This window comes from Candidatus Mycolicibacterium alkanivorans (genome assembly GCF_022760805.1).
GTDB classification, from domain to species: domain Bacteria; phylum Actinomycetota; class Actinomycetes; order Mycobacteriales; family Mycobacteriaceae; genus Mycobacterium; species Mycobacterium alkanivorans.
On sequence record NZ_JAIVFL010000001.1, the window covers coordinates 1,462,894 to 1,489,191 of the forward strand.

27 protein-coding genes and 1 tRNA gene are annotated in these 26,298 nt (G+C 67.7%); 12 read left to right on the top strand and 16 right to left on the bottom strand.

Annotated features, from left to right (window positions below; genetic code table 11):
- Positions 1-597, bottom strand: coding sequence for an alpha-ketoglutarate-dependent dioxygenase AlkB (locus K9U37_RS07315; RefSeq protein WP_243071131.1), 597 nt, complete (start codon positions 595-597; stop codon positions 1-3).
- A 70-nt stretch (positions 598-667) separates the two neighbouring features.
- Entirely contained in the window at positions 668-826 is a 159-nt protein-coding gene (locus K9U37_RS07320; RefSeq protein WP_372489417.1) for a MerR family transcriptional regulator, read from the bottom strand.
- A gap of 62 nt (positions 827-888) precedes the next feature.
- Between K9U37_RS07320 and K9U37_RS20420 the strand changes: the two genes are divergently transcribed.
- From K9U37_RS20420 to K9U37_RS07335, 3 genes are read left to right on the top strand one after another with little or no spacing between them, the layout of a single operon-like run.
- On the top strand, positions 889-1,380 hold the full coding sequence (locus K9U37_RS20420; protein ID WP_372489560.1) for a hypothetical protein: 492 nt from the start codon (positions 889-891) through the stop codon (positions 1,378-1,380).
- Between the two features lie 14 nt (positions 1,381-1,394).
- The gene (arcA, locus tag K9U37_RS07330) at positions 1,395-2,591 is read left to right on the top strand and encodes an arginine deiminase (protein WP_372489561.1); all 1,197 of its coding nucleotides are present in this window, start codon (positions 1,395-1,397) and stop codon (positions 2,589-2,591) included.
- Entirely contained in the window at positions 2,588-2,782 is a 195-nt protein-coding gene (locus K9U37_RS07335; RefSeq protein WP_243071133.1) for a hypothetical protein, read from the top strand. The genes arcA and K9U37_RS07335 overlap by 4 nt, the downstream gene beginning before the upstream one ends.
- A gap of 53 nt (positions 2,783-2,835) precedes the next feature.
- On the opposite strand, the gene K9U37_RS07340 is transcribed toward K9U37_RS07335, so the two are convergent.
- Together K9U37_RS07340 and K9U37_RS07345 are read right to left on the bottom strand one after the other, a co-directional pair.
- On the bottom strand, positions 2,836-2,973 hold the full coding sequence (locus tag K9U37_RS07340) for a hypothetical protein (protein WP_243071134.1): 138 nt from the start codon (positions 2,971-2,973) through the stop codon (positions 2,836-2,838).
- A 2-nt stretch (positions 2,974-2,975) separates the two neighbouring features.
- Positions 2,976-4,526 (bottom strand): dolichyl-phosphate-mannose--protein mannosyltransferase, encoded by a 1,551-nt coding sequence (locus tag K9U37_RS07345; RefSeq protein WP_243071135.1) that lies wholly within the window; start codon positions 4,524-4,526, stop codon positions 2,976-2,978.
- 24 nt (positions 4,527-4,550) lie between these two features.
- Between K9U37_RS07345 and rsmI the strand changes: the two genes are divergently transcribed.
- The gene (rsmI, locus tag K9U37_RS07350) at positions 4,551-5,426 is read left to right on the top strand and encodes a 16S rRNA (cytidine(1402)-2'-O)-methyltransferase (protein WP_243071136.1); all 876 of its coding nucleotides are present in this window, start codon (positions 4,551-4,553) and stop codon (positions 5,424-5,426) included.
- On the opposite strand, the gene K9U37_RS07355 is transcribed toward rsmI, so the two are convergent.
- The 4 genes from K9U37_RS07355 to metG form a co-directional block, all read right to left on the bottom strand.
- Positions 5,393-6,631: an aminodeoxychorismate synthase component I gene (locus tag K9U37_RS07355; protein WP_243071137.1), complete on the bottom strand. Its 1,239-nt coding sequence runs from the start codon at positions 6,629-6,631 to the stop codon at positions 5,393-5,395. The genes rsmI and K9U37_RS07355 overlap by 34 nt on opposite strands.
- Positions 6,632-6,750: 119 nt before the next feature.
- A complete protein-coding gene (locus K9U37_RS07360; protein ID WP_243071138.1) occupies positions 6,751-7,644 on the bottom strand; it encodes an RNA polymerase sigma-70 factor in 894 nt (297 codons plus the stop codon).
- Positions 7,641-8,810: an NAD(P)/FAD-dependent oxidoreductase gene (locus K9U37_RS07365; RefSeq protein ID WP_243071139.1), complete on the bottom strand. Its 1,170-nt coding sequence runs from the start codon at positions 8,808-8,810 to the stop codon at positions 7,641-7,643. Before K9U37_RS07365 ends, K9U37_RS07360 begins: the two co-directional genes overlap by 4 nt.
- A gap of 144 nt (positions 8,811-8,954) precedes the next feature.
- Complete coding sequence (gene metG, locus K9U37_RS07370; protein WP_243071140.1) at positions 8,955-10,511, bottom strand: methionine--tRNA ligase; 1,557 nt, start codon at positions 10,509-10,511, stop codon at positions 8,955-8,957.
- 52 nt (positions 10,512-10,563) lie between these two features.
- On the opposite strand from metG, the gene K9U37_RS07375 reads away from it, so the two are divergent.
- From K9U37_RS07375 to rsmA, 3 genes are all read left to right on the top strand, one after another.
- Positions 10,564-11,364, top strand: coding sequence for a TatD family hydrolase (locus K9U37_RS07375; RefSeq protein WP_243073268.1), 801 nt, complete (start codon positions 10,564-10,566; stop codon positions 11,362-11,364).
- 118 nt (positions 11,365-11,482) lie between these two features.
- Entirely contained in the window at positions 11,483-12,604 is a 1,122-nt protein-coding gene (locus K9U37_RS07380; protein ID WP_243071141.1) for a resuscitation-promoting factor, read from the top strand.
- Complete coding sequence (rsmA, locus tag K9U37_RS07385; protein WP_243071142.1) at positions 12,601-13,512, top strand: 16S rRNA (adenine(1518)-N(6)/adenine(1519)-N(6))-dimethyltransferase RsmA; 912 nt, start codon at positions 12,601-12,603, stop codon at positions 13,510-13,512. Before K9U37_RS07380 ends, rsmA begins: the two co-directional genes overlap by 4 nt.
- Here rsmA and K9U37_RS07390 read toward each other — a convergent pair.
- Entirely contained in the window at positions 13,440-14,315 is an 876-nt protein-coding gene (locus K9U37_RS07390) for a serine/threonine-protein kinase (RefSeq protein WP_252393949.1), read from the bottom strand. The two genes, rsmA and K9U37_RS07390, sit on opposite strands and share 73 nt — an antisense overlap.
- 37 nt (positions 14,316-14,352) lie before the next feature.
- On the opposite strand from K9U37_RS07390, the gene K9U37_RS07395 reads away from it, so the two are divergent.
- The 5 genes from K9U37_RS07395 to K9U37_RS07415 all read left to right on the top strand — a co-directional run bounded on the left by K9U37_RS07395 (position 14,353) and on the right by K9U37_RS07415 (position 20,977).
- Entirely contained in the window at positions 14,353-15,297 is a 945-nt protein-coding gene (locus tag K9U37_RS07395; protein ID WP_243071144.1) for a 4-(cytidine 5'-diphospho)-2-C-methyl-D-erythritol kinase, read from the top strand.
- Positions 15,298-15,625: 328 nt separating this feature from the next.
- On the top strand, positions 15,626-17,260 hold the full coding sequence (locus K9U37_RS07400) for a fatty acyl-AMP ligase (protein ID WP_243071145.1): 1,635 nt from the start codon (positions 15,626-15,628) through the stop codon (positions 17,258-17,260).
- A 69-nt stretch (positions 17,261-17,329) separates the two neighbouring features.
- On the top strand, positions 17,330-17,461 hold the full coding sequence (locus K9U37_RS07405; RefSeq protein ID WP_243071146.1) for a TetR family transcriptional regulator C-terminal domain-containing protein: 132 nt from the start codon (positions 17,330-17,332) through the stop codon (positions 17,459-17,461).
- 211 nt (positions 17,462-17,672) lie between these two features.
- The gene (locus K9U37_RS07410; RefSeq protein ID WP_243071147.1) at positions 17,673-18,119 is read left to right on the top strand and encodes an MmpS family transport accessory protein; all 447 of its coding nucleotides are present in this window, start codon (positions 17,673-17,675) and stop codon (positions 18,117-18,119) included.
- The gene (locus K9U37_RS07415) at positions 18,116-20,977 is read left to right on the top strand and encodes an MMPL/RND family transporter (protein WP_243071148.1); all 2,862 of its coding nucleotides are present in this window, start codon (positions 18,116-18,118) and stop codon (positions 20,975-20,977) included. Before K9U37_RS07410 ends, K9U37_RS07415 begins: the two co-directional genes overlap by 4 nt.
- A 48-nt stretch (positions 20,978-21,025) precedes the next feature.
- Here the strand turns inward: K9U37_RS07415 and pth are convergent, their stop codons facing one another.
- The 7 genes from pth to K9U37_RS07450 all read right to left on the bottom strand — a co-directional run bounded on the left by pth (position 21,026) and on the right by K9U37_RS07450 (position 26,263).
- The gene (gene pth / locus K9U37_RS07420; protein WP_243071149.1) at positions 21,026-21,604 is read right to left on the bottom strand and encodes an aminoacyl-tRNA hydrolase; all 579 of its coding nucleotides are present in this window, start codon (positions 21,602-21,604) and stop codon (positions 21,026-21,028) included.
- Positions 21,605-21,613: 9 nt separating this feature from the next.
- Positions 21,614-22,273, bottom strand: a complete 660-nt coding sequence (locus K9U37_RS07425) for a 50S ribosomal protein L25/general stress protein Ctc (protein ID WP_243071150.1) — start codon at positions 22,271-22,273, stop codon at positions 21,614-21,616.
- A 295-nt stretch (positions 22,274-22,568) separates the two neighbouring features.
- The gene (locus K9U37_RS07430) at positions 22,569-23,216 is read right to left on the bottom strand and encodes an LpqN/LpqT family lipoprotein (protein WP_243071151.1); all 648 of its coding nucleotides are present in this window, start codon (positions 23,214-23,216) and stop codon (positions 22,569-22,571) included.
- Entirely contained in the window at positions 23,213-23,560 is a 348-nt protein-coding gene (gene arsC / locus K9U37_RS07435) for an arsenate reductase (glutaredoxin) (RefSeq protein ID WP_243071152.1), read from the bottom strand. The genes K9U37_RS07430 and arsC overlap by 4 nt, the downstream gene beginning before the upstream one ends.
- Positions 23,561-23,569: 9 nt before the next feature.
- Positions 23,570-24,550, bottom strand: coding sequence for a ribose-phosphate diphosphokinase (locus K9U37_RS07440; RefSeq protein ID WP_243071153.1), 981 nt, complete (start codon positions 24,548-24,550; stop codon positions 23,570-23,572).
- A 91-nt stretch (positions 24,551-24,641) separates the two neighbouring features.
- Entirely contained in the window at positions 24,642-26,108 is a 1,467-nt protein-coding gene (gene glmU / locus K9U37_RS07445; protein ID WP_308197350.1) for a bifunctional UDP-N-acetylglucosamine diphosphorylase/glucosamine-1-phosphate N-acetyltransferase GlmU, read from the bottom strand.
- 83 nt (positions 26,109-26,191) lie between these two features.
- Positions 26,192-26,263, bottom strand: a tRNA-Gln gene (locus tag K9U37_RS07450).
- Positions 26,264-26,298: the final 35 nt, after the last annotated feature.

Sequence of the window (26,298 nt, forward strand, 5' to 3'; positions counted from 1 at the left end):
TCATCGCACGTCGCGCGGACGGAACTGGATGCTGATCCGCGGCTCCTTCGGTATCGCGGTCTTGGGCACGGCGTGCTCCCAGGTGCGCTGGCACGAACCACCCATCACCAGCAGATCACCATGGTGCTGAGGCAGGCGCAGCGACTGACCGCCGCCGCGCGGCCGCAGGGCCAGCACCCGGGTGGCGCCCAGGCTGACGATGGCGACCATGGTGTCCTCGGTGCTGCTGCGGCCCACGGTGTCGCCGTGCCAGGCGACGCTGTCGGAGCCGTCGCGGTACAGGCACAACCCCGCCGAGGTGAACGGTTCACCCAGTTCCCCGGCGTAGATGTCGTTGAGCCGGCGACGCAACTTGGTGATGGCCGGGTGGGGTGCCGGCCCGGTGGTCAGGTCGTGGAAGCTGACCAGCCGCGGCACGTCGAGCCCCCGGTCGTACATCTGCCTGCGTTCGGCGCGCCAGGGGATGACCGACAGCAGCTCGTCGAACAGGGCATGAGCGTCGTCCGCCCAGGACGAGCGCAGGTCGACCCAGGCGCCGGCACCGAGATCGCGACGCTCACTGTGCTCGAACAAAGCGCCCTGAACCGACACAGACACGCCGCCAGGTTATCGCACACCCGTTCGAATCGGCTAGGGCTTCGCTGCGCCAGCCCGCCGACAGCCCGGCTCAGCCGCGGCTGGTCGGCACCCGGTCGGCGGGTAACGTCGCCGGCGCCTCGGCGACGTTCGCCAGCGGAATGCCCAGCCGCTGCGACATTCTGATGAAGGCCATGGCCACTCCCGCGCGGCGGGCGACGTCACCGGGCGTCAGCTGGTGCTCGGTCACACCGCGACGATTGTTGGGGTCGTCCGAGCGGCTAACGTGCTAGTGTCTCAACTGCCGCTGAGATCGTTCTGACCGATGCTGAACGGGCCGAGTTGGAGGCGCGGACGCGACGACGCAAGAGTGCTGCTGGTCTGGCGTTGAGCGCCAAGATCGAGCTGGCTGCGGCTGACGGGGGCTCCAATGTGGATCAGGCCGAGCGTTTAGAAACCACTTCGCCGGATGCCACGCTGTGGTCGACCCGCTCGATGGCGAACCATCTCGGGCCGAGTCAGTCGATGGTGTCGCGGGTATGGCGCGCCGCCCTCGACTCGACCACCGGCAAGGTCATCGGGTCCCTGCACTCCCGCCACCGCGCCCAGGAGTTTCTGGCCTTTCTGAAGACGATCGACGCCGCAGCCCCAGCCGACCTTGACTGCCATGTCGTGCTCGACAACGCCTCCATGATCAGCACGTGGAACGACAGCCCACGCCCCTGCGTCTGGGCCAAGACCGCCGATCAAATCCTTGATTCGATCGCCAGCCACTGCCGACGAATGAATGACTCAGGACACTAGCTGTGACTGCCACCGTGCTGGGCACCAACTCCGAGGTTGGAACGCTGCGGGTCGTCATCCTGCACCGGCCCGGCGCCGAGCTGCAACGGCTGACTCCGCGCACCAACGACAAGCTGCCGTTCGACGGCCTGCCGTGGGTGTCGCGCGCGCAGGAGGAGCACGACGCGTTCGCCGACCTGCTGCGCTCGCGCGGCGTGGAAGTGCTGCTGATGTCCGACCTGTTGACCGAGGCGCTGGACAGCGGTGCCGCCCGAATGCAGGGAATCGCCGCCGCGGTCGACGCCCGCCGCCTTGGACTGCCTCTGGCTCAAGAGCTTTCGGCCTACCTGCGCGGCCTTCAGCCACCCGAGCTGGCGCCCCTGCTGACCGCGGGCATGACCTTCACCGAACTGCCGTCCAGCGCCAAGGCCGACACCTCGCTGGTGCGCCGCATGCACCACGGCGGCGACTTCGTCATCGATCCGCTGCCCAATCTGCTGTTCACCCGCGACTCGTCGTTCTGGTTCGGCCCCCGGGTCGCAATCACCTCGCTGGCGCTTCCAGCCCGCAGCCGCGAGACGTCGCTGACTGACCTGATCTACGCCCACCATCCCCGCTTTCTCGGCGTGCGCCGGGCCTACGAGTCGCACACCACGCCGGTCGAGGGCGGCGACGTGCTGTTGCTCGCGCCTGGAGTGGTGGCCATCGGCGTGGGGGAGCGCACCACCCCGGCTGGCGCGGAGGCATTGGCGCGCAGCCTGTTCGACGACGAACTGGCCCACACTGTCCTGGCCGTGCCGATCGCGCAGGAGCGTGCCCAGATGCACCTCGATACGGTGTGCACGATGGTCGATGTGGACGCGGTCGTGATGTGCCCGGCGATCAAGGATTCGCTGTCCGCCTTCACCATCAAGCGCACGCCCGACGGTGTGACGATCCTCGACGAAGCGCCGTTCGTCAAGGCCGCCGCCGAAGCGATGGGCGTCGACCGACTGCGCGTCATCGACACCGGACTGGACCCGGTGACCGCCGAACGCAAGCAGTGGGACCACGGCGACAACACCCTCGCGCTCGCCCCCGGCGTGGTCGTCGCCTACGAGCACAACACCGAAACCAATACGCGGCTGCAGGATTCGGGCATCGAGGTGCTGCCGATCGCCGCATCTGAGCTCGGTACCGGGCGCGGCGGGCCACGGTGCATGTCGTGCCCGGTCGCCCGGGACGCGCTGTGACCGATCTGCTCATCGACGGGACGCTGGCCGTCACCGGCGGCTCGGGGACCTTCGCCACCGAGGATCAGCTCCAGCGCCTGGGCCGCCGAGGTCGCGGTGTGGGGGCGCCGAAGCTCAGTGCCGAATCAAGTTTGGCGGCAACGGGATCCACGGCCATGATTGTGGTCGCCCCGTTGATCCGTGCCCCCTGAACGGCGGCGATGCCGATTCCCCGCTCCTCATCAGCCCGATCGTATCCTGGCGATCAGTCGACCGGCTGATACCCGTTCGGGTTCATCTGCTGGAAGCGCCAGGCGTCGCGGGAGATGTCGGCCACGGTGAAGCGCGGTCGCCACGACCAGCTGGTCTGCGCCAAGGCGGTGTCGGCGACCAGCTCCGGCACGCCTACCGCCAGCTGGGCAGCCAGATCTCCATGTTCCACGTCGACTGCGAAATCGGAATGCCGGTCAGGATCGGATACATCCAGGCGAAGTTGGTGATGACCAGGGCGATGTAGCCGCTGACCACGATCAGCCCCAGGGTCCGTCGCTCGGTGTTCTGATTCGGGGCGTGCAGGATCTCACCGAGGATCAGTGCGATCGCCATCACCAGGAATGCCGCCATCGGCACCGCGTAGAAGAAGTACATCTGCCGGTCGATGTCGGCGAACCACGGCAGGAAGCCTGCGCAATACCCGGTGAGCACCACCGCGAAGCGCCAGTCGCGGCGCACGAACGCCCGCCATCCCGAGTAGATCAGGACCGGTACCGCCAGCCACCACATCGCGGGCGTGCCCACCAGCATGACGGCCTTCACACACGAGGTCGCCCCGCAGCCGGGCACGTTCTGGTTGTCGATCGCGTACAGCACCGGCCGCAGCGACATCGGCCATGTCCACGGCTTGGACTCCCACGGATGATGGTTGCCGGCCGAGTTCGTCAGCGTCGAGTGGAAGTGATACGCCTTGTACGTGTAGTGCCACAGCGACCGGATCGCGTCGGGCGGCTGGAACCACCGCCGCTCGCCGATCGACTGGCCCACCTCGTAGCGGTTGACCGCCGTCTCCGAGGAGAACCACGGCGCGTACGACGCCAGGTACACCGCGAACGGGATCACCGCGAAGACATACGCGCTCGGCCCGAGGTCGTGCCGGAGCACCCCGAACCACGGCCGCGGCACCCGGTAGGCGCGGCGCGCCGCGACGTCGAACGCCAGCGACATCGCGCCGAAGAACACGATGTAGTACAGCCCCGACCACTTGGTCGCGAAAGCCAGGCCCAGCAGCACGCCCGCCGCGAATCGCCACCACCGCACGCCAAGCCGCGGACCCCATGGCGTCTCGGCGATGCGGCCCTCCAGCAGGGCGTTGTGCATGCGCTCGCGGACCTGATCGCGGTCGACGATCAGCGCGCCGAAGGCCGCGACCACGAAGAACGTCAGGAAGCTGTCCAGCAGCGCGGTGCGGGCCGCGACGAAGCTGACGCCGTCGGCGATGAGAAGCAACCCGGCGATCGCGCCGAGCATCGTCGACCGGCTGATGCGACGCACGATCCGGACTACCAGCGCCACCAGCAGCACGCCCAGCACCGCGCTGCTGAACCGCCAGCCCACGCCGGTGTAGCCGAACAGTGCCTCGCCGATCGCGATGAGCTGCTTGCCGACCGGCGGGTGCACCACCAGGCCGAAGCCCGGGTTGTCCTCGACGCCGTAGTTGTACAGCAGCTGCCAGGCCTGCGGCGCGTAGTGCTTCTCGTCGAAGATCGGTGTACCCGCGTCGGTGGGCGAGCCGAGGTTCATCAGGCGGGTCAGCGCGGCCAGCGCGGCGACGATCGCGGTCGCGGCCCAGCCCTCGATGCGGTCGGTCGGGCCGAAGTCGGCGACCGGCACCAGCGGCGCGGGGCTGATGACGGGGACCCCGCGCGGGTGCGCGTCGAGGTCGTCGGCGGTAGCAGTCATCGATGTCGATCGTAGGGTGTGGCTGTGCCGATCCCCGAGTCGCTTCGCTCCTACCCGCCGGAGCCCACTGGCCGACTCCTGCTCGGTGCCACGCCGCTGGGCCAGCCTTCCGATGCCTCGAAACGGCTGGTCGACGCGTTGGCCAGCGCGGACATCGTGGCCGCCGAGGACACCCGGCGGGTGCGCACGCTCGCTTCAGCGCTCGGGGTGAAGATCGCCGGCCGGGTGGTCAGCCTCTTCGACCAGAACGAGGCGGCTCGGGTCCCGGCCCTGGTCGACGACATCAAGGGCGGGGCCACCGTGCTGGTGGTCAGCGACGCCGGCATGCCACTGATCAACGACCCCGGCTACCGCATGGTGACCGCCTGTGTCGAGGCCGGCCTGCCGGTGAGCTGCCTGCCCGGTCCATCGGCGGTGACCACCGCGCTGGCCGTCTCGGGCCTGCCGTCCGACCGGTTCTGCTTCGAGGGCTTCGCGCCGCGCAAGCAGTCCGCGCGCCGGGCCTGGCTGGCCGGCCTGGCCGCCGAGCCGCGAACCACCGTGTTCTTCGAGTCCCCGCGCCGGCTCGCCGAGTGTCTGCGTGACGCGGTCGGCGAACTGGGCGGCGAGCGCAGGGCGGTGGTGTGCCGCGAACTGACCAAAGTCCACGAGGAAGTGCTGCGCGGGTCGCTGGCCGAGCTGGCCGAGTGGGCCGATGAGAAGGTGCTCGGTGAGATCACCGTTGTCCTCGACGGTGCGCGGCCGGTGGCCGACCTGCCGACGCTGGTGGCTGAGGTCGATGCGCTGGTCGCCGAGGGCCTTCGGGTCAAGGACGCCTGCGCGCAGGTCGTGGACGCCCATCCCGGCGCGCCGTCGCGGCGCGAACTCTACGATGCCGTGCTGCGTGCCCGGGACTCGTGACCCACGATCGTGGCGGCCTTGTGCAGGCACTCCTGCCATTCGGCCAGCGGGTCAGAGTCGGCGGTGATGCCGCCGCCCACGCCGAGCACCGCGCCGCCGTCGGTGTCGAACTCGACGGTGCGGATAGCCACGTTGAGTTCTGTGCCCGCAATCGGCGAGGCCATGCCGACACTGCCGCAGTACACCCCGCGCCGGTGCGGCTCCCACTGCGAGAGAAGCTTGCGGGCATGGGTTTTCGGCGTTCCGGTGACGGATGCGGGCGGAAACGCCGCAGACAGCAGCGCCGCGGTGGGCAGATCGGCCGGCACTGTCGCGCACACGGTCGACACCAGGTGCCACACCCCGGGCGCGGCGTGCACCGCCAGCAGTTCGGGAACGGTCACGGTTCCGGTGTTGGCCACCCGCCCCAGGTCGTTGCGCACCAGGTCGACGATCATGATGTTCTCGGCGACGTCCTTGACCGACGCCCGCAGTTGCGCGGGTGTGGCGTGCAATGGCAACGTGCCCTTGATCGGACTGGATGTCACCTGAGTTCCATTGCGTCGCAAGAACAATTCCGGTGACAGCGATGCGACCGCACCCCAGTCGCCGGCGAGGTAGGCCGCCCGGGCGGGGGCGGTTCGGGCCACCGCGTCGGCGAAGAAATTCACCGGTGACCCGGTGACCGCGCCGGTGAACTGGGTGCACACGCAGGCCTGGTAGCACTCGCCCGCACCGATCGCGGCCAGGCAGTCCAGCACCCCGGCCTGATGTGCTGCGAAATCCGGTTCGTTCCAGTCGATGTCGCACACACCACGCGGCGGCGGAGCGGCCAGGGCGGCGCTCACCCAGGGCTGCATGGTTGCGCCGGAGACGCTTTCGTACCACCAGCACCCGTCCGCATCCAGGCGTAACGCGCAGTCGGTCCACCCGCCGGCCGCCTCCAGGATCCGCGGCCCGCCGCCGTCGGCGGCGGCGTCGGGGTAGGACAGGTACCCGATCCACCCACCGCCGACCGCGTCGCTGCGTGCGCCCGGTGCGACGGCGAACGCGTCGGCGGGGTCGGTGGGCAGGACGGCGACGCTGGGTGCCACCACCGCGGCCGAGCCGAACCAGTCGCCGACGAACGCGGCCGGCGGCGGCAGACCCAAGCGGCCGGTGGCGCCGGCGAGCGAGCGCAGAACGTCGGCGGCGGTGCCGCCGTCGCCGAGCCGCTCGATGCGCATCGCCTAAGCCTGACGCCTGCCGCGAGCAGACGCAAAGTCGCCCGCATGAGGCCCGAATCGCGCGATTCTGCGTCTGCTCGCGGGGAGAGGAGGGGGCTCGCGGGCGGAGGAGAGCGGGTTTAGCGGCTGATCTCCCGGCGGACGGTGACCGACGCCAGCTTCTCCGGATTGCGCATCGCGTAGAAGTTGGTGATCTTGCCGTCGCTCATCTCGATCAGGAACACGCTGTCCGGCTTCTCGTCGCGGTAGACGATCATCGCCGGTGTGCTGTTGTAGGTCGCGGGCTCGATGCGGTACTCGGAGCCGGCCCGGCTCAGCAGGCCGATCAGCAGCCTGGCCACCTTCTCCGGCCCGAGCACCGGGCGCCGGGCCGCGCTGACCTTGCCGTCGCTGTCGGAGGTGAACACCACGTCGGGCGCCAGCATCGCCATCAGCCCCTCCAGATCGCCGGTGGCCGCCGCCATCAGGAACTGGGTGGTGATCTGCTCGGACTGCTGGGCGTCGACGGGTTCGAAGCGCCTGCGCCGTGCGTGCACATGCTCGCGGGCGCGGTGTGCCATCTGACGCACTGCGGTCGTGGATTTGCCTATGGCTGAGGCGATTTCGTCATGGCTGAAGCCGAACACCTCGCGCAGGACGAACACCGCGCGTTCGTCCGGGGTCAGCGTCTCGAGCACCACGAGCATCGCCATCGACACCGACTCGGCCAGCACCACGTCCGCGGCGCCGTCGTGCTCGTCGAGCAGCAGCGGCTCGGGCAGCCACGGGCCGACGTAGTCCTCCCGGCGCCGAGCCTGGGCCCGCAGCGTGTTCAGCGCCTGCCGGGTGACCAGTTGGGCCAGGTAGGCCTTGGTGTCGCGCACCTCGGCCAGGTCGACCCCGGCCCACCGCAGGTAGCTGTCCTGCAGCACGTCGTCGGCCTCCGTGGCCGAGCCCAGGATCTCGTAGGCGATCGTGAACAGCAGTGGGCGCAGCAGGGTGAATCGCTCGGCGTGCTCGTCGCTGGCGGTCATGGTGTCGACACCGCCGCACCGACGACGTGGCGGCCACCCTTGAACCAGAACACCGAACCGGGCTTGCGCGCCTCACGGCGCAGGCCGGCGATCGTGCCCTTGCACACCGCCTCCTTGAGCTTCGCGGCGGTCCAGCCCGCGATGTACAGCGGCATCGCCGTGTCGTCCTTGTGGGCGAACTGGATGATGCCCGCGCCGCGGCCCAGGCTGACGCACTGGCCGTTGAAGGCCTGGTCGAGGACGGCGGGCTGCTCGCCGGCGATGCGGGACAGCACGGTGTTAGCTGCCTGGGCGCCCAGCGGGATCGCAGCCTGGCAGCTCATCCGCAACGGCTCGCCCGACGGTGCGGCGGCGTCCCCGGCGGCCACGACGCGTCCGTCGTCGATGCTCGTCAGGGTTTCGTCGGTGAGCAGCCGGCCGATCGCGTCGGTGCGCAGCCCGGACCTCGACGCCAGATCCGGCACGCCGAACCCGGCGGTCCAGATCGTCACCAAGCTCGGCAGCCGTCGGCCGTCGTCAAGCGTGATCGCGTCGGCGGCGACCGCGGTGACGATCGAGCCGGGACCGTCGAGCATCTCGACACCGAGGCGGCCCAGCCGCTTGGCCACCGACCGGCGCCCCGGGGTGCTCAGGTACGGCCCCAAGACGGGTCCGCATACCAGGGTGACCCTTCTACCTTGCTCGGCGAGTTCGGCAGCGGTCTCGATGCCCGTCGGGCCCGCACCGACCACGCACACCGGCGCGGCGTAGTGCTGCTCGTCGAGGGCGGCGTTGAGGCGCTTGGCTTCCTCGAGATCGGCGATGGGATAAGCGAATTCGTCGACGCCGGGCGCTGTGGGGCCGCCCGAGCCGCTGCCCACCGCGTAGATCAGGTAGTCGTAGGACAGCGGCGCCCCGTTGAACAGCGCCACCTCTCGCGCGCCGGTGTCGATGCCGGTGGCCGCGTCGACCACTAACTCGATGCCCGGGCCGAGGATCTCGGCGTAGTCCACGACGGCGTCGTCGGATCCGGCGACCAGTTGGTGCAGACGGATCCGCTCGACGAACTGCGGGCGCGGGTTCACCAGGGTGATGTGGACGTCGGGCCGCAGTCGCAGATGGTTGGCCGCGATCACCCCGGCGTAGCCGCCGCCGATGACGACGACTCGGGTCGTGTGCTCAGTCATCACATCTCTCCTTTGAGGTCGTTTTGAGCCGTTCGACCTCGAGACACCCCAGATGCTCTGAATGTGACCTTACGTGCCGCAGGTCACCCTTTCCCCGCGCGAGCAGACGCAAAAGTGCCCGAACCTCGGCGTGTCGGGCGACGTTTACGTCTGCTCGGCGATCTGATAGCGCGGGAAGACCCCGGTGGGCGCGGGCAACGTCGTGCCGGGCGCGATCGATGTTGTCACGGCGGTGAAGTCGCGCTGCGACTCCGGCTGGCCGAGCAGGTCGAGTAGCGCGGCCGCCGACGCCGGCATCACCGGCTGCACCAGCAGCGCGGCCACCCGCACCACCTCCAGGCTCACGTACAGAACCGTGCGGAAGCGGTCCTGGTCGGCCTGCGCCTCGGACTTGCGCAGAACCCACGGCTCCTGGGCTGAGAAATAGCGGTTGGCCGCGCCGAGCATCAGCCAGATCGCCTCGAGCGCCTGGTGCATCGCCTGCTCGTCGAACGCCGCCCGCACCCTCGCCAACAGGCCGTCGGCAATCGCCAGCAGTTCGGCGTCCTCAGCGGTGAACTCGCCGGGGGTGGGCACCTGGGCGTCGAGGTTCTTGTTCACCATCGACAGCGACCGCTGCGCGAGATTGCCGAACTCGTTGGCGAGGTCGGCGTTGATCCGGCCGATGATGGCGTCCTCGCTGTAGCTGCCGTCCTGCCCGAACGGGATCTCTCGCAGGAAGAAGTAGCGCACCTGATCGGTGCCGAACTCGTCGACGAGGGCGATCGGGTCGATGACGTTGCCGACCGACTTGCTCATCTTCTCGCCCTTGACGTTGATGAATCCGTGGGCGAACACCCGCCTGGGCAGTTCGATGCCCGCCGACATCAGGAACGCCGGCCAGTACACGGTGTGGAACCGCACGATGTCCTTGCCGATCACGTGCAGGTCGGCCGGCCAGTAGCGCTGGAACATCGCCGAGTCGGTGTCCGGGAAACCGACACCGGTGAGGTAGTTGGTCAAGGCGTCGACCCAGACGTACATGACGTGTTCGGGATGATCGGGCACCGGCACGCCCCAGTCGAAGGTGGTGCGGGAGATCGACAGATCGCGCAGGCCCCCCGAGACGAAGCTGACCACCTCGTTGCGCCGGACATCGGGGCCGATGAAATCCGGGTTGGCCTCGTAGTGGGCGAGCAGCCGGTCGGCATAGGCGGACAACCGGAAGAAGAAGGTCTGTTCCTCGGTCCAGGTGACCGGGGTTCCGGTCTCGATCGCGTAGCGCGCACCGTCGTCGCGGACCTCGGTCTCGTCTTCGGTGAAGAAGCGCTCGTCGCGCACCGAGTACCAGCCCTGGTAGCTGCCGAGGTAGATGTCGCCGGCGTCGTTCATGCGGCGCCAGATGGCCTTCGACGACTCGTAGTGGTCGGCGTCGCTGGTCCGGATGAACCGGTCGAACGAGATGTTCAGGCGCTGCTGCATCTGCTCGAAGACGTCTGAGTTGCGCCGCGCCAGCTCGGCGGTGGGGATGCCCCGGGCCGCGGCGGTCTCCGCCATCTTCAGGCCGTGCACGTCCGTGCCCGTCAGGAAGCGCACGTCGAAACCGTCGAGTCGCTTGAAGCGCGCCAACGCGTCGGTCGCGATCTTCTCGTAGGCATGCCCGATGTGGGGTGCACCGTTGGGGTAGTCGATCGCCGTGGTGATGTAGAAGGGCTCACTCATTTGAGGTTCACCCTAAGGTGTGGGCGTGAGTTCTCGCCGCGAGCCGCCACCCATGCCGGAGGCCCTCACACCATTGATCGATGCCCACACTCATCTCGACGCCTGCGGCGCCCGCGACGTCGACGACGTCCGCGCCATGCTCGACCGCGCCGAGGCCGCCGGTGTGCTCGCGGCGGTCACCGTCGCCGACGACCTCGACGCCGCCCGCTGGGCCGCCGAGGCCGCCACCTGGGACCCGAGGGTCTACGCCGCGGTGGCACTGCACCCGACCCGCGCCGACGCGCTGATCGAGTTTGCGCGCGCCGAACTCGAGCGGCTGGCGACCCAGCCGCGGGTGGTGGCGATCGGCGAGACGGGGATGGATCTGTATTGGCCGGGCAAGCTGGACGGCTGCGCGGACCCGGGCCGCCAGCGCGAGTCGTTCGCCTGGCACATCGACCTGGCCAAACGAACCGGCAAGCCGCTGATGATCCACAACCGGGAGGCTGACGCGGAGGTGCTCGACGTGCTGCGGGCCGAAGGCGCACCCGAGACGGTGATCTTCCACTGCTTCTCCTCGGGCCCGCAGATGGCACGCGCCTGCGTGGACGCCGGCTGGGTCATCAGCCTGTCCGGCACGGTCAGTTTCAAGAACGCCACCGACCTGCGGGCGGCGGCCGCCCTCGTTCCGCCCGAGCAGCTGCTGGTCGAGACCGACGCGCCGTTTCTGACCCCGCACCCCTTCCGCGGAGCACCCAACGAGCCCTACTGCCTGCCGTACACGGTGCGCGCGCTGGCCGAGGTCGTCGACCGCCCCGCCCAGCTGGTCGCCGAGCAATCGTCGCAGACGGCGCGGCGCGTCTACGGTCTCTAAGGATCTGTTGAGAGCCTGATCTTGAAGTTGCCCGTTGTAGCCCTATTCGTTACCGTCTTGTGATCAAAGGGTCCAGTCTGGCCCCTGTCTGTTGTAGCCGAGGCGGGACTGAAAACACTTGAATGCGTTGACCAAGCTCCAGCAGTCGCCGTCGCCCGCACTTCGCCTCGTCGTCGCCGCACTGCTGGTCACGCTCGCCGGCGCCGGCATCTTCGCGGTCACCGCGCACAAGACCGTCACCCTCGACGTCGACGGCGCGCAAGTCAAGGTCACCACGATGAAGTCGCGGGTTTTGGACATCGTCCAGGAGAACGGCTACTCCGTCGCCGATCGTGACGACCTTCTCCCAGCCGCCGACCAGGCTGTGCGCGACGCCGACACCATCGTGCTGCGCCGCAGCCGGCCGCTGCAGATCTCGCTCGACGGCCAGGACCCCAAGCAGGTGTGGACCACGGCGTCGACCGTCGACGAGGCCCTCGACCTGCTGCGGATGACCGACACCGCACCCGCGGCTGCGTCCCGCGGCAGCCGCCTTCCGCTTGAGGGCATGGCACTGCCCGTGGTCAGCGCGAAGACCGTGCAGATCAACGACGGCGGCGTGGTCGACACGGTGCACCTGGCCGCGCCCAATGTGGGCGCTCTGCTCGCCGCCGCCGGCGCGCCCCTCGAGCAGGCCGACACCGTCGTTCCCACCGCGTGGTCGCCGGTGATCGCCGGAATGCAGATCCAGGTCACCAGGATTCGCATCGAAAAGGTCACCCAGCAGGTGCCGCTGGTTCCGGTGGCCAAGCGGATCGAGGACCCGACGATGAATGTGAGCCGTCAGGTTGTCGAAGATCCGGGAACGCCGGGTGTGCAGGACGTGATTTTTGCTGTCGCGAAAGTCAATGGAGTGGAAACTGGCCGATTGCCCGTTGCCAGTACCGTTATTGTGCCGGCCCGTGACGCGGTTCTGCGGGTCGGGGCAAAACCGGGAACTGAGGTTCCTCCGGTGAGCAATGGACCCATTTGGGACGCCATTGCCAGGTGCGAATCGGGTAACAACTGGGCGATCAACACTGGGAACGGCTTTTATGGGGGCGTGCAGTTTGATCAGAGCACCTGGGAAAGAAACGGTGGTCTGAGGTATGCTGGCCGTGCCGATCTGGCAACCAGAGAAGAGCAAATAGCAATTGCTGAAGTCACACGCGCGCGTCAAGGCTGGGGAGCGTGGCCGGTGTGTGGAAGGGGCGCAGGATGACAATTCGTCTCCTCGGACGCACAGAGATTAGGAACCTGGCCAAAGAGCTCGATTTCCGGCCCCGTAAGTCGCTCGGACAGAACTTCGTCCACGACGCCAACACGGTGCGCCGGATCGTGTCGGCCTCGGGTGTCAACAAACACGACCACGTCCTCGAGGTTGGGCCGGGCCTGGGTTCGCTGACGCTGGCGCTGCTGGACCGCGGCGCGACGGTGACCGCCGTGGAGATCGATCCCGTCCTCGCGCAGCGGCTGCCCAGGACCATCGCTGAGCACTCGCACAGCGAGATCCACCGGCTGACCGTGCTCAACCAGGACATTCTCGCCCTCGAGCGGTCCGACCTGGCCGAACTGCCGACCGCCGTGGTGGCCAACCTGCCCTACAACATCGCCGTGCCCGCGCTGCTGCACCTGCTGGCCGAGTTCCCGTCGATCCGCACCGTCATGGTGATGGTCCAGGCCGAGGTCGCCGAGCGGCTTGCCGCCGAGCCCGGCGGCAAGGACTACGGCGTCCCCAGCGTGAAGGTCCGGTTCTTCGGCAAGGCGCGCCGCTACGGGATGGTGTCGCCCACGGTGTTCTGGCCCATTCCGCGGGTGTACTCCGGTCTGGTCCGCATCGACCGCTACGAGACCTCACCGTGGCCTACCGCCGACGGCTTCCGCGACAAAGTCTTCGAACTGATCGACATCGCCTTCGCCCAGCGGCGCAAGACTGTGCGCAACGCCTTCCTGGAGTGGGCCGGTACCGGCAACGAGTCCGCCGAGCGTCTGCTGGCCGCGAGCATCGACCCGGCGCGCCGGGGTGAGACGCTCGGCGTCGCCGACTTCGTCCGGCTCTACCAGCGCTCCGGAGATTTCACCCCGTCGAGCGAGTCCTCCGAGGGCACCACTCGGACGGCCGAGGTCTGATGAACCCCTCTGCGTACCGCGTCGGTGACGTAGCGCATCATCTCGGTGCACGACTCATAGCGCCGGTCGGGGTCCTTGGCTATCGCTCTTGCCAGTACCACGTCGAAACTCCTGGACAGCCAGGAGATCGCGTGTGAGACCTCCGGTGGTGGCAGGTGTAGGTGCGCGTCGACGAGGGCTAGTGGACTGTCACCGGCGAACGGGGTGCGGCCGGTGAGCACTTCCAGTGCGGTGCATGCCAGCGCGTATTCGTCAGTCGCGGCCTGCGGTAGCCGGCCCTGCAGGAGTTCGGGGGCGGCGTAGGGCAGCGATGCCAGCACGTGGGGCGGGCGATGCCACACGTCCTCGGCCAGCGCGTATGCCACACCGAAATCGATGAGCACCGCACCGTCCTGCGAAAAATGTTGGTGGACAAGGATGTTGGTGGGCTTCACGTCGGCGTGCACGATGCCGTCGTGATGTGCGTGGTCGAGCGCCGCGGCAATCTGCCCCAGCGCTTGCAGCCGGTAGTCGAGGGTCGTCAGGGTGGTGACGTTGCCACCGTCGACGTACTGCATGGCGATCCAGAACGGGCCGTGGTCGTAGACCTCCACGATGTGCGGGTGCCGCAGCCGGTCGGCGAGCCGGAACTCACGGGCCAGCCGGCCGGTGCAGCCCTGATCGCGGTGGGCGTCGTCGAGCACCTTCAATGCGACCACCGGATGGGCGGGACCGCCGCCGCGGGCGCGGTACACCGCCGCCTCGCCGCCGCGTCCCAGCACGGTTTCGACGAGGTAGCTCTCGAACGACTGCCCCGGATGCATCACTATTCGACCTTAGATTCCGCGATAGTCTCGTGCGGTGTCTCGGTCCAACGGCAGCGTCGCCCCGGAGTGGGTGCCGACTGGATCGGTGACTGTGCGGGTGCCGGGCAAGGTCAACCTCTACCTCGGCGTCGGCGACCGGCGTGCCGACGGGTTCCACGAGCTCACCACCGTCTTCCATGCCGTCTCGCTAGTCGACGAGGTGACCGTGCGCAATGCTGACGTGCTGTCCCTGCAAACCGTCGGCGAGGGCGCCGAGGAGCTGCCCGCCGACGCCCGCAACCTGGCCTGGCGGGCTGCCGAGCTGATGGCCGAGCACGTCGGGCGCGCGCCCGACGTGGAGATCGTCATCGACAAGTCGATCCCAGTGGCCGGCGGAATGGCCGGAGGCAGTGCCGACGCGGCCGCCGTGCTGGTCGCCATGAACACGCTGTGGGAACTGGGCGCGCCGCGCCGCGACCTGCACGCGCTGGCTGTCGAACTGGGTAGCGACGTCCCCTTCGCACTGCACGGCGGCACCGCGCTGGGGACCGGCCGCGGCGAGGAACTGGCGACCGTACTGGCCCGCAGCACTTTCCACTGGGTGCTGGCCTTCGGCGCCGGCGGCCTGTCGACGGCGGCGGTGTACGGCGAGATCGACCGGCTGCGGGAAGCCGGCACACCACCGCGGCTGGCGGATCCCGAGCCGCTGCTGGGCGCGCTGGCCGGCGGTGATCCCCGCGAACTGGCCCCGCTGCTCGGTAACGACCTGCAACCGGCCGCCCTGAGCCTGAGGCCCGACCTGCGTCGGACACTGCGGGCCGGGATCGAGGCCGGTGCGCTGGCCGGCATCGTGTCCGGGTCCGGACCCACGTGCGCGTTCCTGTGCGACTCGGCCGCAGCGGCCCTCGACATCGGGACCGAGCTGGCCGGGGCCGGCGTGTGCCGCACGGTCCGGGTGGCCAGCGGGCCCGTCCACGGCGCCCGCGTCGTGCCGTCGTAGCGCGGCGACCGCGACGCCGAACCCCGTCGGGTGTGACGCGGCCCTCATTTACTATGAAAACTTGGCGGTAACTTAAGGAAAGTTTAAGATAATCGGCGGTGATGACTAGCGGCCAGGACCTGCACGCGTGCGGATCGCCCACCCGGATTCGGGTCGGGCGGTGGCCCGGCGCCCCCGAAGCATCACCGATTCGAGACCGAAAAGCGCCCCACTCGTACCCGCGTGCCTCCTATGCAGGTCGTACGTGCAGGTGGAGCATGAAATTCCGGGCTTTCGCGCCGTGCCCAGCGGCGGGGACCAGCCAGCTCCGGATGCCGAGGAGGTCGTCGTGAGCCGTTTCACCGACAAGATGTTCCACAGCGCCATGACCAGCAGCAAGGGCATGGTGACCGGCGAGCCGCACGAGCCGGTCCGGCACACCTGGTTGGAAGTCCACGAACGCGCCCGACGTATCGCGGGTGGCCTGGCCGCCGCCGGAGTCGGCCTCGGTGACGCGGTCGGCGTGCTGGCCGGCGCTCCGGTGGAGATCGCCCCCACCGCACAGGGCCTGTGGATGCGCGGCGCCAGCCTCACGATGCTGCACCAGCCCACCCCGCGGACCGACCTGGAGCACTGGGCCAAGGACACCGCCAACGTCATCGACATGATCGAGGCCAAGGCCATCATCATCTCCGATCCGTTCCTGGTCGCCGCGCCGGTTCTCGAGGAGCGCGGCGTGAAGGTTCTCACGGTCGAGGAGCTGTTGGCCGCCGAACCCATCGACCCCGTCGAGACCACCGAAGACGACGTCGCGCTGATGCAGCTGACGTCCGGCTCGACCGGTTCGCCGAAGGCAGTCGTCATCACGCACCGCAACATCCACTCCAACGCCGAGGCGATGTTCATCGGCGCCAAGTACGACATCGACAGCGACGTCATGGTCAGCTGGCTGCCCTGCTTCCATGACATGGGCATGGTCGGCTTCCTGACCATCCCGATGTACTTCGGCGCCGAGCTGGTCAAGGTCACGCCGATGGACTTCCTGCGCGACACCCTGCTGTGGGCCAAGCTCATCGACAAGTACAAGGGCACGATGACCGCCGCGCCCAACTTCGCCTACGCGCTGCTCGCCAAGCGGCTGCGCCGGCAGGCCAAGCCCGGTGAGTTCGACTTGTCCACGTTGCGCTTCGCGCTCTCCGGCGCCGAGCCGGTCGAGCCGGCCGACGTCGAGGACCTGCTGGACGCCGGTCGCCCGTTCGGTTTGCGTCCGGAGGCCATCCTGCCGGCCTACGGCATGGCCGAAACCACACTGGCGGTGTCGTTCTCGGAGTGCGGCGCGGGCCTGGTGGTCGACGAGGTCGACGCCGACCTACTGGCCGCGCTGCGCCGTGCCGTCCCGGCCTCGAAGGGCAACACCCGCCGGCTGGCCACCCTGGGGCCGCTGCTCAAGGACCTGGAAGCCCGCATCGTCGACGAGGACGGCAACGTCCTGCCCGCGCGCGGCGTCGGCATCATCGAGCTGCGCGGCGAGTCGCTGACCCCGGGCTACATCACGATGGGCGGATTCGTGCCCGCGCAGGACGAGAACGGCTGGTATGACACCGGTGACCTCGGCTACCTGACCGACAACGGTCACGTCGTCGTCTGCGGCCGCGTCAAGGACGTCATCATCATGGCCGGGCGCAACATCTACCCGACCGACATCGAGCGGGCCGCCGGGCGGGTCGAGGGCGTGCGCCCCGGCTGTGCCGTGGCGGTGCGCCTGGATGCCGGCCATTCCCGCGAGACCTTCGCGGTGGCCGTGGAGTCCAACGCCTGGCGGGACCCCATCGAGGTGCGCCGGATCGAGCATCAGGTCGCGCACGAGGTGGTCGCCGAGGTCGACGTGCGGCCCCGCAACGTCGTGGTCCTCGGTCCGGGTACCATCCCGAAGACGCCGTCGGGCAAGCTGCGCCGAGCCAACTCGGTCGCGCTGGTCACCTAATTCCGCTTCGAGTGTGCGTCCAGGGCGGGATCTCGCGAGTTTTCCCGCCCTACAAGCACACTCGACGCCATGATGCAGCCACGGTTCCTGACGCAACGCAAAGCGCTGATGGGCCACCTCCTGACGAGGGCCGTCGACCGCGGGGAGATCAGCGCCTCCGCCGTCACCGATGACCTCTGGGACGTGTTGCCGGCTACCTGATCTACCGCTCGGTGCTCACCGGTCGGGCTCCGTCGCGCCAAACTGTCGCAGACTTCGTCGACAATGTGCTCATCCCAGCCTCACCCGCCACGAGGCCTGAGCTACGGGTTGTGCGGTCCGGTCCCGTACCGTACCGTCAACCTAGTTGATATCCACCTGTCGATGGTCACACAGTAGGTCAACGATTCACCGCTTGTCGAAAGGGCAACGGATGCGGCGGATTTCGATCGCAAGCCGGTTGATGCGGCGGTGGATGCTTCTGGTTGCGGTGCTCGTGGTGGCGGTGGCGGGGTTCGCGGTGTACCGGCTCAACGGCATCTTCGGCTCCAAAGACGTCACATCCACCCCGAGCGGGGCCGCGAACGAGATCGTGCCGTTCAATCCCAAGCATGTCGTCATGCAGGTGTTCGGCCCTCCCGGCACCGTCGCCACCATCACCTTCACGGACGTGAACGCCCAGCCGCAGCGGGTCGACGAAGCGGCCCTGCCGTGGGCCTATGACGCGACCACCACCCAGCCCGCGGTCTTCGTCAACGTCTCGGCGCAGGGAGACAGCGACGCCATCGGCTGCCGCATCGAGATCGACGACGTCGTCAAGGACGAACGAACCGTCAACACGCTGAACGCCTTCACCTACTGCCTGGACAAGTCGGGATGAGCACCCAGCTCGCTGGACGCCCGACGCGCACCGACCACATCGCCAGATGGGTGCGTCGGCTGTGTGTGCCGATCGTCTTGTTCTGGGTGGCGATCGCCGCAATGACGAACGTGCTCGTGCCACAACTCGAGGCCGTCGGTGAACAACACAACGTGGCGTTGAGTTCTCCCGACTCGCCCTCGCTGCAGGCCTTTCAGCGCATCGGCAAGGTGTTCGGCGAATTCAACTCCGACAGCGCCGCGATGGTGGTGCTCGAAGGCGATCAGCCGCTCGGCGCCGACGCCCACGGCTACTACGACGACCTGGTCAAGCGGATGGAGGCCGACACCAAGCACGTCCAGCACGTACAGAACTTCTGGGGTGATCCGCTCACCGCCGCGGGCTCGCAGAGCCCGGACGGAAGGGCCGCCTATGTCCAGGTGTTCCTTGCCGGCAACCAGGGTGAGGCGCCGTCGCTGGAGTCTGTGGACGCGGTGCGCCACATCATCGCGAATACTCCGGCACCGCCGGGCGTGCACGCCTACGTCGCCGGCTCGGCAGCCCAGATCGCCGATCAGTTCGAAGTCGGAAACCAAAGCACGGAAACGGTCACGCTGCTGACGATCGGCGTGATCGCGGCGATGTTGCTCATCGTCTACCGCTCGCCGATCACGATGATCCTCGCGCTCGTCACGGTACTCATCGAGATGTCGGCGGCCCGCGGCATCGTTGCGTTCCTGGCAAACGCTGGATTCATTGGCCTGTCGACCTATTCGACCAACCTCCTCACGCTGCTGGTCATCGCTGCCGGAACCGATTACGTCATCTTCCTGCTCGGTCGCTATCACGAGAGACGCAACGACGGTGACGACCGCGAGGTCGCGTTCTACGACATGTACCGCGGGACCTCGCACGTGATATTCGGTTCCGGACTGACCATCGCCGGCGCGGTGTACTGCCTGTCCTTCACCCGCCTGCCGTACTTCCAGAGCCTCGGGATCCCCGCCGCCATCGGGGTGTCCGTCGCGCTGATCGCGTCGTTGACGCTGGCGCCCGCGGTGCTGGTCATCGGCAGCCGGTTCGGCTTGCTGGACCCCAAACGCAAGACGGCCAAACGAGGTTGGCGACGGATCGGCACGGCAATCGTCCGATGGCCGGGGCCAATCCTTATCGCCACGCTCGCGCTCGCGATCGTAGGGGTGGCTGCACTGTCCGGCTACAAGGTCAGTTACGACGTCAGTCAATACATGCCGGCCAGCGCGCCCTCCAACGTGGGCTATGCCGCCGCGGAGCGGCACTTCTCGAAGGCGCGGCTCAATCCCGAACTCCTGATGATCGAATCCGATCACGATCTACGGAATCCCACCGACATGATCTTGCTGGAGCGGGTGGCCAAGGCGGTCTTCCACACCGACGGCATCGCGCAGGTGCAGTCGATCACCCGGCCACTGGGCACACCGTTGGACCACACCTCGATTCCGTTTCAGATCAGCGCCGGCAGCGCGGCACAGATCAACAGTCTGCCCTTCCAGCAGGACCGCGCGGCTGATCTGGTCAAGCAGGTGAAGGTCATCAACGATTCGATCAACATCCTGCGACAGCAGTATGTGCTGCAGCAGCAGTCGAGCGCCATCACCGACGAGCAGGCACAGGCGTTCAGGGACACCGTCGCCATCGCCCAGGACCTGCGCAACAAGATCGCGAACTTCGACGACTTCTTCCGGCCGATCCGCAACTATTTCTACTGGGAACCGCACTGTTTCGACATCCCCATCTGCTGGGCGATCCGGTCACTGTTCGACGCGCTGGACGGCCTCGACGCACTGACCGATCAGCTGGCCAACGTCTCGGCCAGCATCACCAAGCTCGACGAACTCCAGCCGAAGTTGTTGGCGCTGATTCCGCCGCAGATCGAGAATCAGCAGACCAACCGCGATTTGACGATGACGAACTACGCCACGTTATCGGGGATCTATGACCAGAGCGCGGCGGCGTTGCAGAATGCGACCGCTCTGGGCCAGGCCTTCGACGCATCGAAGACGGATGATTCCTTCTACCTGCCGCCGGAAGCATTCGACAACCCCGAGTTCCAACGCGGCTTGCTACTGTTCCTGTCACCGGACGGCAAGGCCGCGCGCATGATCATCACTCATAGCGGCGATCCCGCTACGCCGGAAGGTATTTCGCATATCGACGCCATCCGGCATGCGGCTAAGGAGGCGGTCAAGGGCACGCCGTTGGCTGGGTCGAGGATCTTCATCGGTGGTACGGCCGCGACGTACAAGGACATCGCGGACATGGCACACTACGACCTGCTCATCGCCGGCATCGCCTCGCTCAGCCTGATCTTGCTGATCATGATGTTCATCACGCGAAGCCTCGTCGCAGCGTTCGTCATCGTGGGCACCGTTGCGCTGTCACTAGGGGCATCGTTCGGCCTGTCGGTCCTGGTCTGGCAGCATCTCCTGGGAATCCAATTGTATTGGGTGATATTGCCTTTGGCGGTGATCCTGCTGTTAGCGGTAGGCTCGGACTACAACCTTCTGCTGGTCTCCCGATTCAGGGAGGAGATCCAAGCCGGTGTCAACACCGGCATCATCCGCTCCATGGCCGGCAGCGGGTCGGTCGTGACCGCGGCGGGACTGGTGTTCGCGTTCACGATGGCGTCGTTCATCTTCAGTGACCTGCGGGTGCTCGGCCAGATCGGAACGACGATCGCCCTGGGCCTCTTGTTCGACACGCTGATCGTCCGATCGTTCATGACGCCGTCGCTCGCGGCGTTGCTGGGCCGGTGGTTCTGGTGGCCGGTGCGGGTGCGCCAGCGGCCGGCGCCGCAGACCTTCGGCGGCGCAGCCACCCGTCAGCTGTCGCTGTTCTAGCCTTCGACCGTTGCAGGACAAAGCGGTGCGCCGCGGGTGACGGCTTGTTCACCAGGCGTGCACCTGGTTCTGCGCCGGTTCCAGGCCTAGTTCGATCAGCAGTTCGGTAGCGTCGGCGGCCATTTCGCAGATGGTCGGCACCTGGGTGCGCTCGGCGGGCGAGAAGCTCTCCAGCACGAAGGCCGCTGGGTCCTTACGCCCCGGCGGGCGGCCGATCCCGATGCGTACCCGCTGAAAGTTCTTGGTGCCCAACGCATTAGCCACCGAGCGCAGGCCGTTGTGGCCGCCCTCGCCGCCACCGAGCTTCAGGCGGATCAGCCCAAAGTCGATGTCGAGCTCGTCGTGGATGACGATCACGTCGGCCGGCGACACCGAGTAGAACTTCGCCAGCAGTCCGACCTGGCGGCCCGACTCGTTCATGTAGGTCCTGGGCTTGGCCAGCACGACCGGCCGGTGGCCGAGCCGGCCCGTGGCGATCTCGGCGCCGGACTTCTTGTGCACCTTGAACACCGCACCCATGCGGCCTGCGAGCAGGTCGGCCACCATGAACCCGACGTTGTGCCGGGTCTTGGCGTACTGCGGTCCCGGGTTGCCCAGGCCGACGACCAGTAGTGGTGGCTCGGCCATGGCGGGCGCTTACTCGGCCTCGGCCGACTTTCCCCCGGCGGCCGCGGTCTCCTCGGCGGCCTCCGCCTGCTCCTGCAGCGACTCGCCGCCCCCCTCGGCCTCGAGTTCCTCGGCGGACGGCGCAGCGACGATGTTGGCGACCAGCAGGTCGGGATCGCTGATCAGGGTGACGCCCGCGGGCAGCTCGACCTGGCCGGCGGTGATCTGGGTGCCCTCCTCGACGCCCTCGATCGACACGGTCAGCTGCTGCGGGATCGACATGGCGTCGGCCTCGATCTCGATGCTGCTGGCATCCTGGGTGACCAGGGCGCCCGAAGCGGCGTCACCTTCGAGGACGACGTTCACCTCGACGGTCACCTTCTCGCCGCGACGGACCACGATCAGGTCGGCGTGCTGGATGTTGCGGCGGACCGGGTGCACCTCGATGGCCTTGGTCAGCGCCAGCTGCTCCTTGCCGTTGATGTCGAGGGTGAGCACCGCGTTGGTGCCGGAATGCCGCAGCACCGCGGCGAAGTCGCGGGCGTTCAGCTCGAGGTGCTGAGGGTCGGCGCCGTGGCCGTAGAGGACCACGGGCACCAGGCCCTCGCGGCGCGCGCGCCGAGAAGCACCCTTACCAGTCTTGGTGCGCACAGCGACGCTGAGTTTGTTGACGGTCAGGCCTTTGGCCATTTCGGTGCTCCTGTGTTGCCTGTCGTGGGTCACTCCGCACGGCAAAGGCAGGCACCAGATCGCTTACGCGAAGGCCTCGTCGATAACGGTGGCCGGACCACCCTCGCCGTGACGCGGCCTCAAGGTTAGCCGATAGCGCGCTCAGAGCGGAAATTCAGTGCCTGTGAGCTGCTCGGACAGCTGCCAGAGTCCCCTGGCGGTGGGCCGTCCACTCCTGCCGAGCAGACACAAAAGGCCCCGACACGCCGTTGTTTCAGACACCTTTGCGTCTGCTCGCGGGAGGAAAGGCGACGACCTACTTCACCGTGACGCTGAAGCCTCTGATGACTGCCTCGATGTCGTCGGACTGCGCGGCGGCCTGGTCGGCAAGGGTGGTCACGGTGAACTGCACCAGGTAGCGCTGGAACTTCGGCGCGGGCGTCACCGGGATCACCACCCGGTTGTAGGTATGCAGTCGCTCGCCGTCGGCGGCGTCGTAGCTGCCCTCGATCATCGCCGAGGGGAAGCCGTCGAAGGGGTCGCTCGAGGAGTTGAGCTTGGTGAAGTTCTTCGACATCTCGGCGTCGACGCTGGCGTGCTTGAGCGCTTCGCCCACGTCGAAGTTCCCGGTCAGCCGCAACACGACCACCATCGCCGTCGGGTAGGTGTTGTTCTTGGCGATCATCTCGGTGCCGGGGGAGAAGTTCGGGTTGGAGTACTTGGTCCAGCCCGGCGGCTTGGGCAGCGTCACCGTCAGGTCGGTCAGCTTGTCCAGCGGGATCTGCTCGCCGGTGACGCCGAGGCCGTAGAGGTACTTCGCGATGGGCTGCGGCTTGTCCGAATTGCTGGTGGTCGTGGTGGTGGGCGTCGTCGAGGACGTCCAGATCGACGAGTAGTCGGGCGGATTCGACCCGCACGCCGTCAAGACCAGCGCAAGGGGCAGGACTGCGGCGCGTGCCTTCACAGAATCTCGTGCACCGCGTCGATCGGCCGGGCCAGGCGGGTGCCCTTGGCGGTCACCACGAACGGACGCTCGATCAGGATCGGGTTGGCCGCCATCGCGTCGAGTAGCTCGTCATCACTGGCATCGGCGAGATTCAGTTCACCGTAAAGGGATTCGCGTTTGCGGACGGCGGTGCGCACATCGATGCCCGCGTCGGAGATCAGCTTGGCGATCTCGGCGCGGGACGGCGGCGTCTTCAGGTACTCGACGATCGTCGGCTCGATGCCGTTGTCGCGCAACAGGTCGAGGGTCTTGCGGGAGGTGCTGCAACGGGGATTGTGGTAGATGACGGGTGTGGCAGGCAACGAGGCTCCCTATGCGTCTCCGTCGAAAAGCCCTGTCACCGAGCCATTTTCGAACACCGCGCGGATCGTGCTGGCCAGCAGCGGGGCAATCGACAGCACGGTCAGCTGCGGGAAGCGCTTGGCGTCGTCGATGGGCAGGGTGTTGGTGACGATCACCTCGCGGGCACCGCTGTCTGCCAGCCGCTCGCGGGCCGGATCCGACAGCACACCGTGCGTGGCGGCGATGATGACGTCCTTGGCGCCGTCGTTGTGCAGCAGTTTGACCGCCCCGGCGATGGTGCCGCCGGTGTCGATCATGTCGTCGGTCAGCACGCAGGTCTTACCCGCCACGTCGCCGACGACCCGGTTGGACACCACCTGGTTGGGCACCTTCGGGTCGCGGGTCTTGTGGATGAAGGCCAGCGGGGTGCCGCCCAGGGCGTCGGCCCACTTCTCGGCGACGCGGACGCGACCGGAGTCGGGGGAGACCACGACGACGTTCTCGCAGTTGTAGTTGTCCCGGATGTAGCCGGTTAGCAGCGGCTGTGCCCGCATGTGGTCCACCGGGCCGTCGAAGAAGCCCTGGATCTGATCGGTGTGCAGGTCGACCGAGACGATCCGGTCGGCGCCGGCGGTCTTGAACAGGTCGGCCACCAGTCGGGCCGAGATCGGCTCGCGGCCGCGGTGCTTCTTGTCCTGGCGGGCGTAGGGATAGAACGGCAGGATCGCGGTGATCCGCTTGGCGCTGCCGCGCTTGAGCGCGTCGATCATGATCAGCTGTTCCATCAACCACTTGTTCAGCGGTGCGGGATGGGACTGCAGCACGAAGGCGTCGCAGCCGCGGACGGACTCGTCGAACCGGACGAAGATTTCGCCGTTGGCGAAGTCCCGTGCGGTCTGCGCGGTGACCTGGACGTCGAGTTCCTTGGCGACCTGGTCGGCCAGTTCAGGGTGTGCGCGGCCCGAGAAGAGCATCAGGTTTTTGCGATTGTCGGTCCAGTCCGTGCCCACTGTGCGCCCTTGCCGGTCGGAGGTCGATACGGGCTAATCGTACGGTGCCGGGTCGCCAGGTTACCAAAAAGGCAACATCTGGCGACGGGGATCACTCCCCGGAGTCGTCGTCCGACCGGGCCTTCTTGGCTTTCTCGGCGGCTTTGGCCGACGCGCTGCCCGGCCGCTTGTGCAGCACCCAGTCTTCGATGTTGCGCTGCGTTCCGGACGAAACCGCCAGCGCCCCGGGCGGCACGTCCTCGCGCAGCACGGTGCCCGCACCGGTGTATGCACCGTCGCCCACTGTGAGCGGGGCGATGAACATGGTGTCCGAGCCGGTGCGCACGTGCGAGCCGATGGTCGTCCGGTTCTTGTTCTCGCCGTCGTAGTTGACGAACACGCTGGAGGCGCCGATGTTGCTGTGCTCGCCGATCTCGGCGTCACCGACATAGGTCAGGTGCGGCACCTTGGTGCCGGTGCCGATGACGGCGTTCTTGGTCTCGACGAAGGTGCCCAGCTTGCCCTTGGCGCCCAGCTCGGTGCCCGGCCGCAGGAAGGTGAACGGCCCGACCGTCGCCTCGTCCCCAATCGCCGACTCGCTGCCGTGGGTGCGCACCACCGAGGCGCCGTCGCCGACGCTGACGTCGGTCAACGTGGTGTCCGGGCCGATTTCGCAGCGCCCGCCGATCCGGGTGGCGCCCAGCAGCTGGGTACCGGGCCGGATGACGGTGTCGCGGCCGATCACGACGTCGACGTCGATCCAGGTGCTCAGCGGGTCGACGACGGTGACGCCGGCGCGCTGATGGGCGGCGACGATCCGCCGGTTGAGTTCGCGGGCCAGATCCGAGAGCTGCACCCGGTCGTTGACGCCGGCCACCATGGCGTAGTCGTCGACGTGCTTGGCGTGCACGATCTGCCCGTCGGCGCGCACGATCGAGATGACGTCGGTCAGGTAGAGCTCCTGCTGGGCGTTGTCGGACGACAGTCTGCTCAGCGCCGAGCGCAGGGCGGCGATGTCGAAGGCGTAGATACCCGCGTTGACTTCGCGAATCGCGCGCTGCTGCGGAGTGGCGTCGGTTTCCTCGACGATCGCGATGACCTCGCCGTCCTGGGTGCGCAGAACGCGGCCGTAGCCTCTCGAGTCGGGCAGGGTGGTGGTGAGCACGGTGACGGCGGCCGGCTCGCCACGGTGGCTTTCGATGAGTTCGGCGAGGGTGTCAGCGTCGAGCAGGGGAATGTCACCCGAGGTGACGACGACGACACCGTCGAAATCCTCGGGCAGTGCCGACAAGCCGCACAGCGCCGCGTGTCCGGTGCCCAGCTGCTGGTCCTGCACCGCGACCTCGATGCGCCGGCCCAGCGAGTCGGCCAGCTCGTCGACCACCGGGGCGATGCGCTCGCGATCCTTGCCGAGTACCACCACGATCTGGTCGGGGGCCACCTTGGCCACCGCGTGCAGGGCGTGCGAGAGCATGCTGCGCCCACCCAGGGTGTGCAGCACCTTGGGAATGTCGGAACGCATGCGGGTTCCGGCGCCTGCTGCCAGGACCAAGACGGCTGCCTGGTCGTGTGTGGTCACCGGACCTCCCCAGTGTGCGGTTTCAAAACGCGCCACGCCGTCCGCACCGTATGAACCGCACAGTCGCGCCTTTTCGCTGCGAGCTCCGTCGCCAGGACTCGAACCTGAACTATCTGAACCAAAATCAGAGGTGCTGCCGATTACACCACGACGGACTGGCTGAAATGTTCGCCTGAGACTCTAATGCAAG

Bases quoted from the DNA above. Each gene is read 5' to 3' on its own strand.
- rsmA (WP_243071142.1), top strand. From the start codon at position 12,601: ATGACAATTCGTCTCCTCGGACGCACAGAGATTAGGAACCTGGCCAAA.
- K9U37_RS07425 (WP_243071150.1), bottom strand. From the start codon at position 22,273: ATGGCCAAAGGCCTGACCGTCAACAAACTCAGCGTCGCTGTGCGCACC.
- metG (WP_243071140.1), bottom strand. From the start codon at position 10,511: ATGAGTGAGCCCTTCTACATCACCACGGCGATCGACTACCCCAACGGT.
- K9U37_RS07365 (WP_243071139.1), bottom strand. From the start codon at position 8,810: ATGACTGAGCACACGACCCGAGTCGTCGTCATCGGCGGCGGCTACGCC.
- K9U37_RS07405 (WP_243071146.1), top strand. From the start codon at position 17,330: ATGATGCAGCCACGGTTCCTGACGCAACGCAAAGCGCTGATGGGCCAC.
- K9U37_RS07415 (WP_243071148.1), top strand. From the start codon at position 18,116: ATGAGCACCCAGCTCGCTGGACGCCCGACGCGCACCGACCACATCGCC.
- K9U37_RS07355 (WP_243071137.1), bottom strand. From the start codon at position 6,631: ATGCGCATCGAGCGGCTCGGCGACGGCGGCACCGCCGCCGACGTTCTG.
- K9U37_RS07375 (WP_243073268.1), top strand. From the start codon at position 10,564: ATGCCGGAGGCCCTCACACCATTGATCGATGCCCACACTCATCTCGAC.
- K9U37_RS07410 (WP_243071147.1), top strand. From the start codon at position 17,673: ATGCGGCGGATTTCGATCGCAAGCCGGTTGATGCGGCGGTGGATGCTT.
- K9U37_RS07345 (WP_243071135.1), bottom strand. From the start codon at position 4,526: ATGACTGCTACCGCCGACGACCTCGACGCGCACCCGCGCGGGGTCCCC.
- K9U37_RS07390 (WP_252393949.1), bottom strand. From the start codon at position 14,315: ATGCATCCGGGGCAGTCGTTCGAGAGCTACCTCGTCGAAACCGTGCTG.
- pth (WP_243071149.1), bottom strand. From the start codon at position 21,604: ATGGCCGAGCCACCACTACTGGTCGTCGGCCTGGGCAACCCGGGACCG.
- K9U37_RS07360 (WP_243071138.1), bottom strand. From the start codon at position 7,644: ATGACCGCCAGCGACGAGCACGCCGAGCGATTCACCCTGCTGCGCCCA.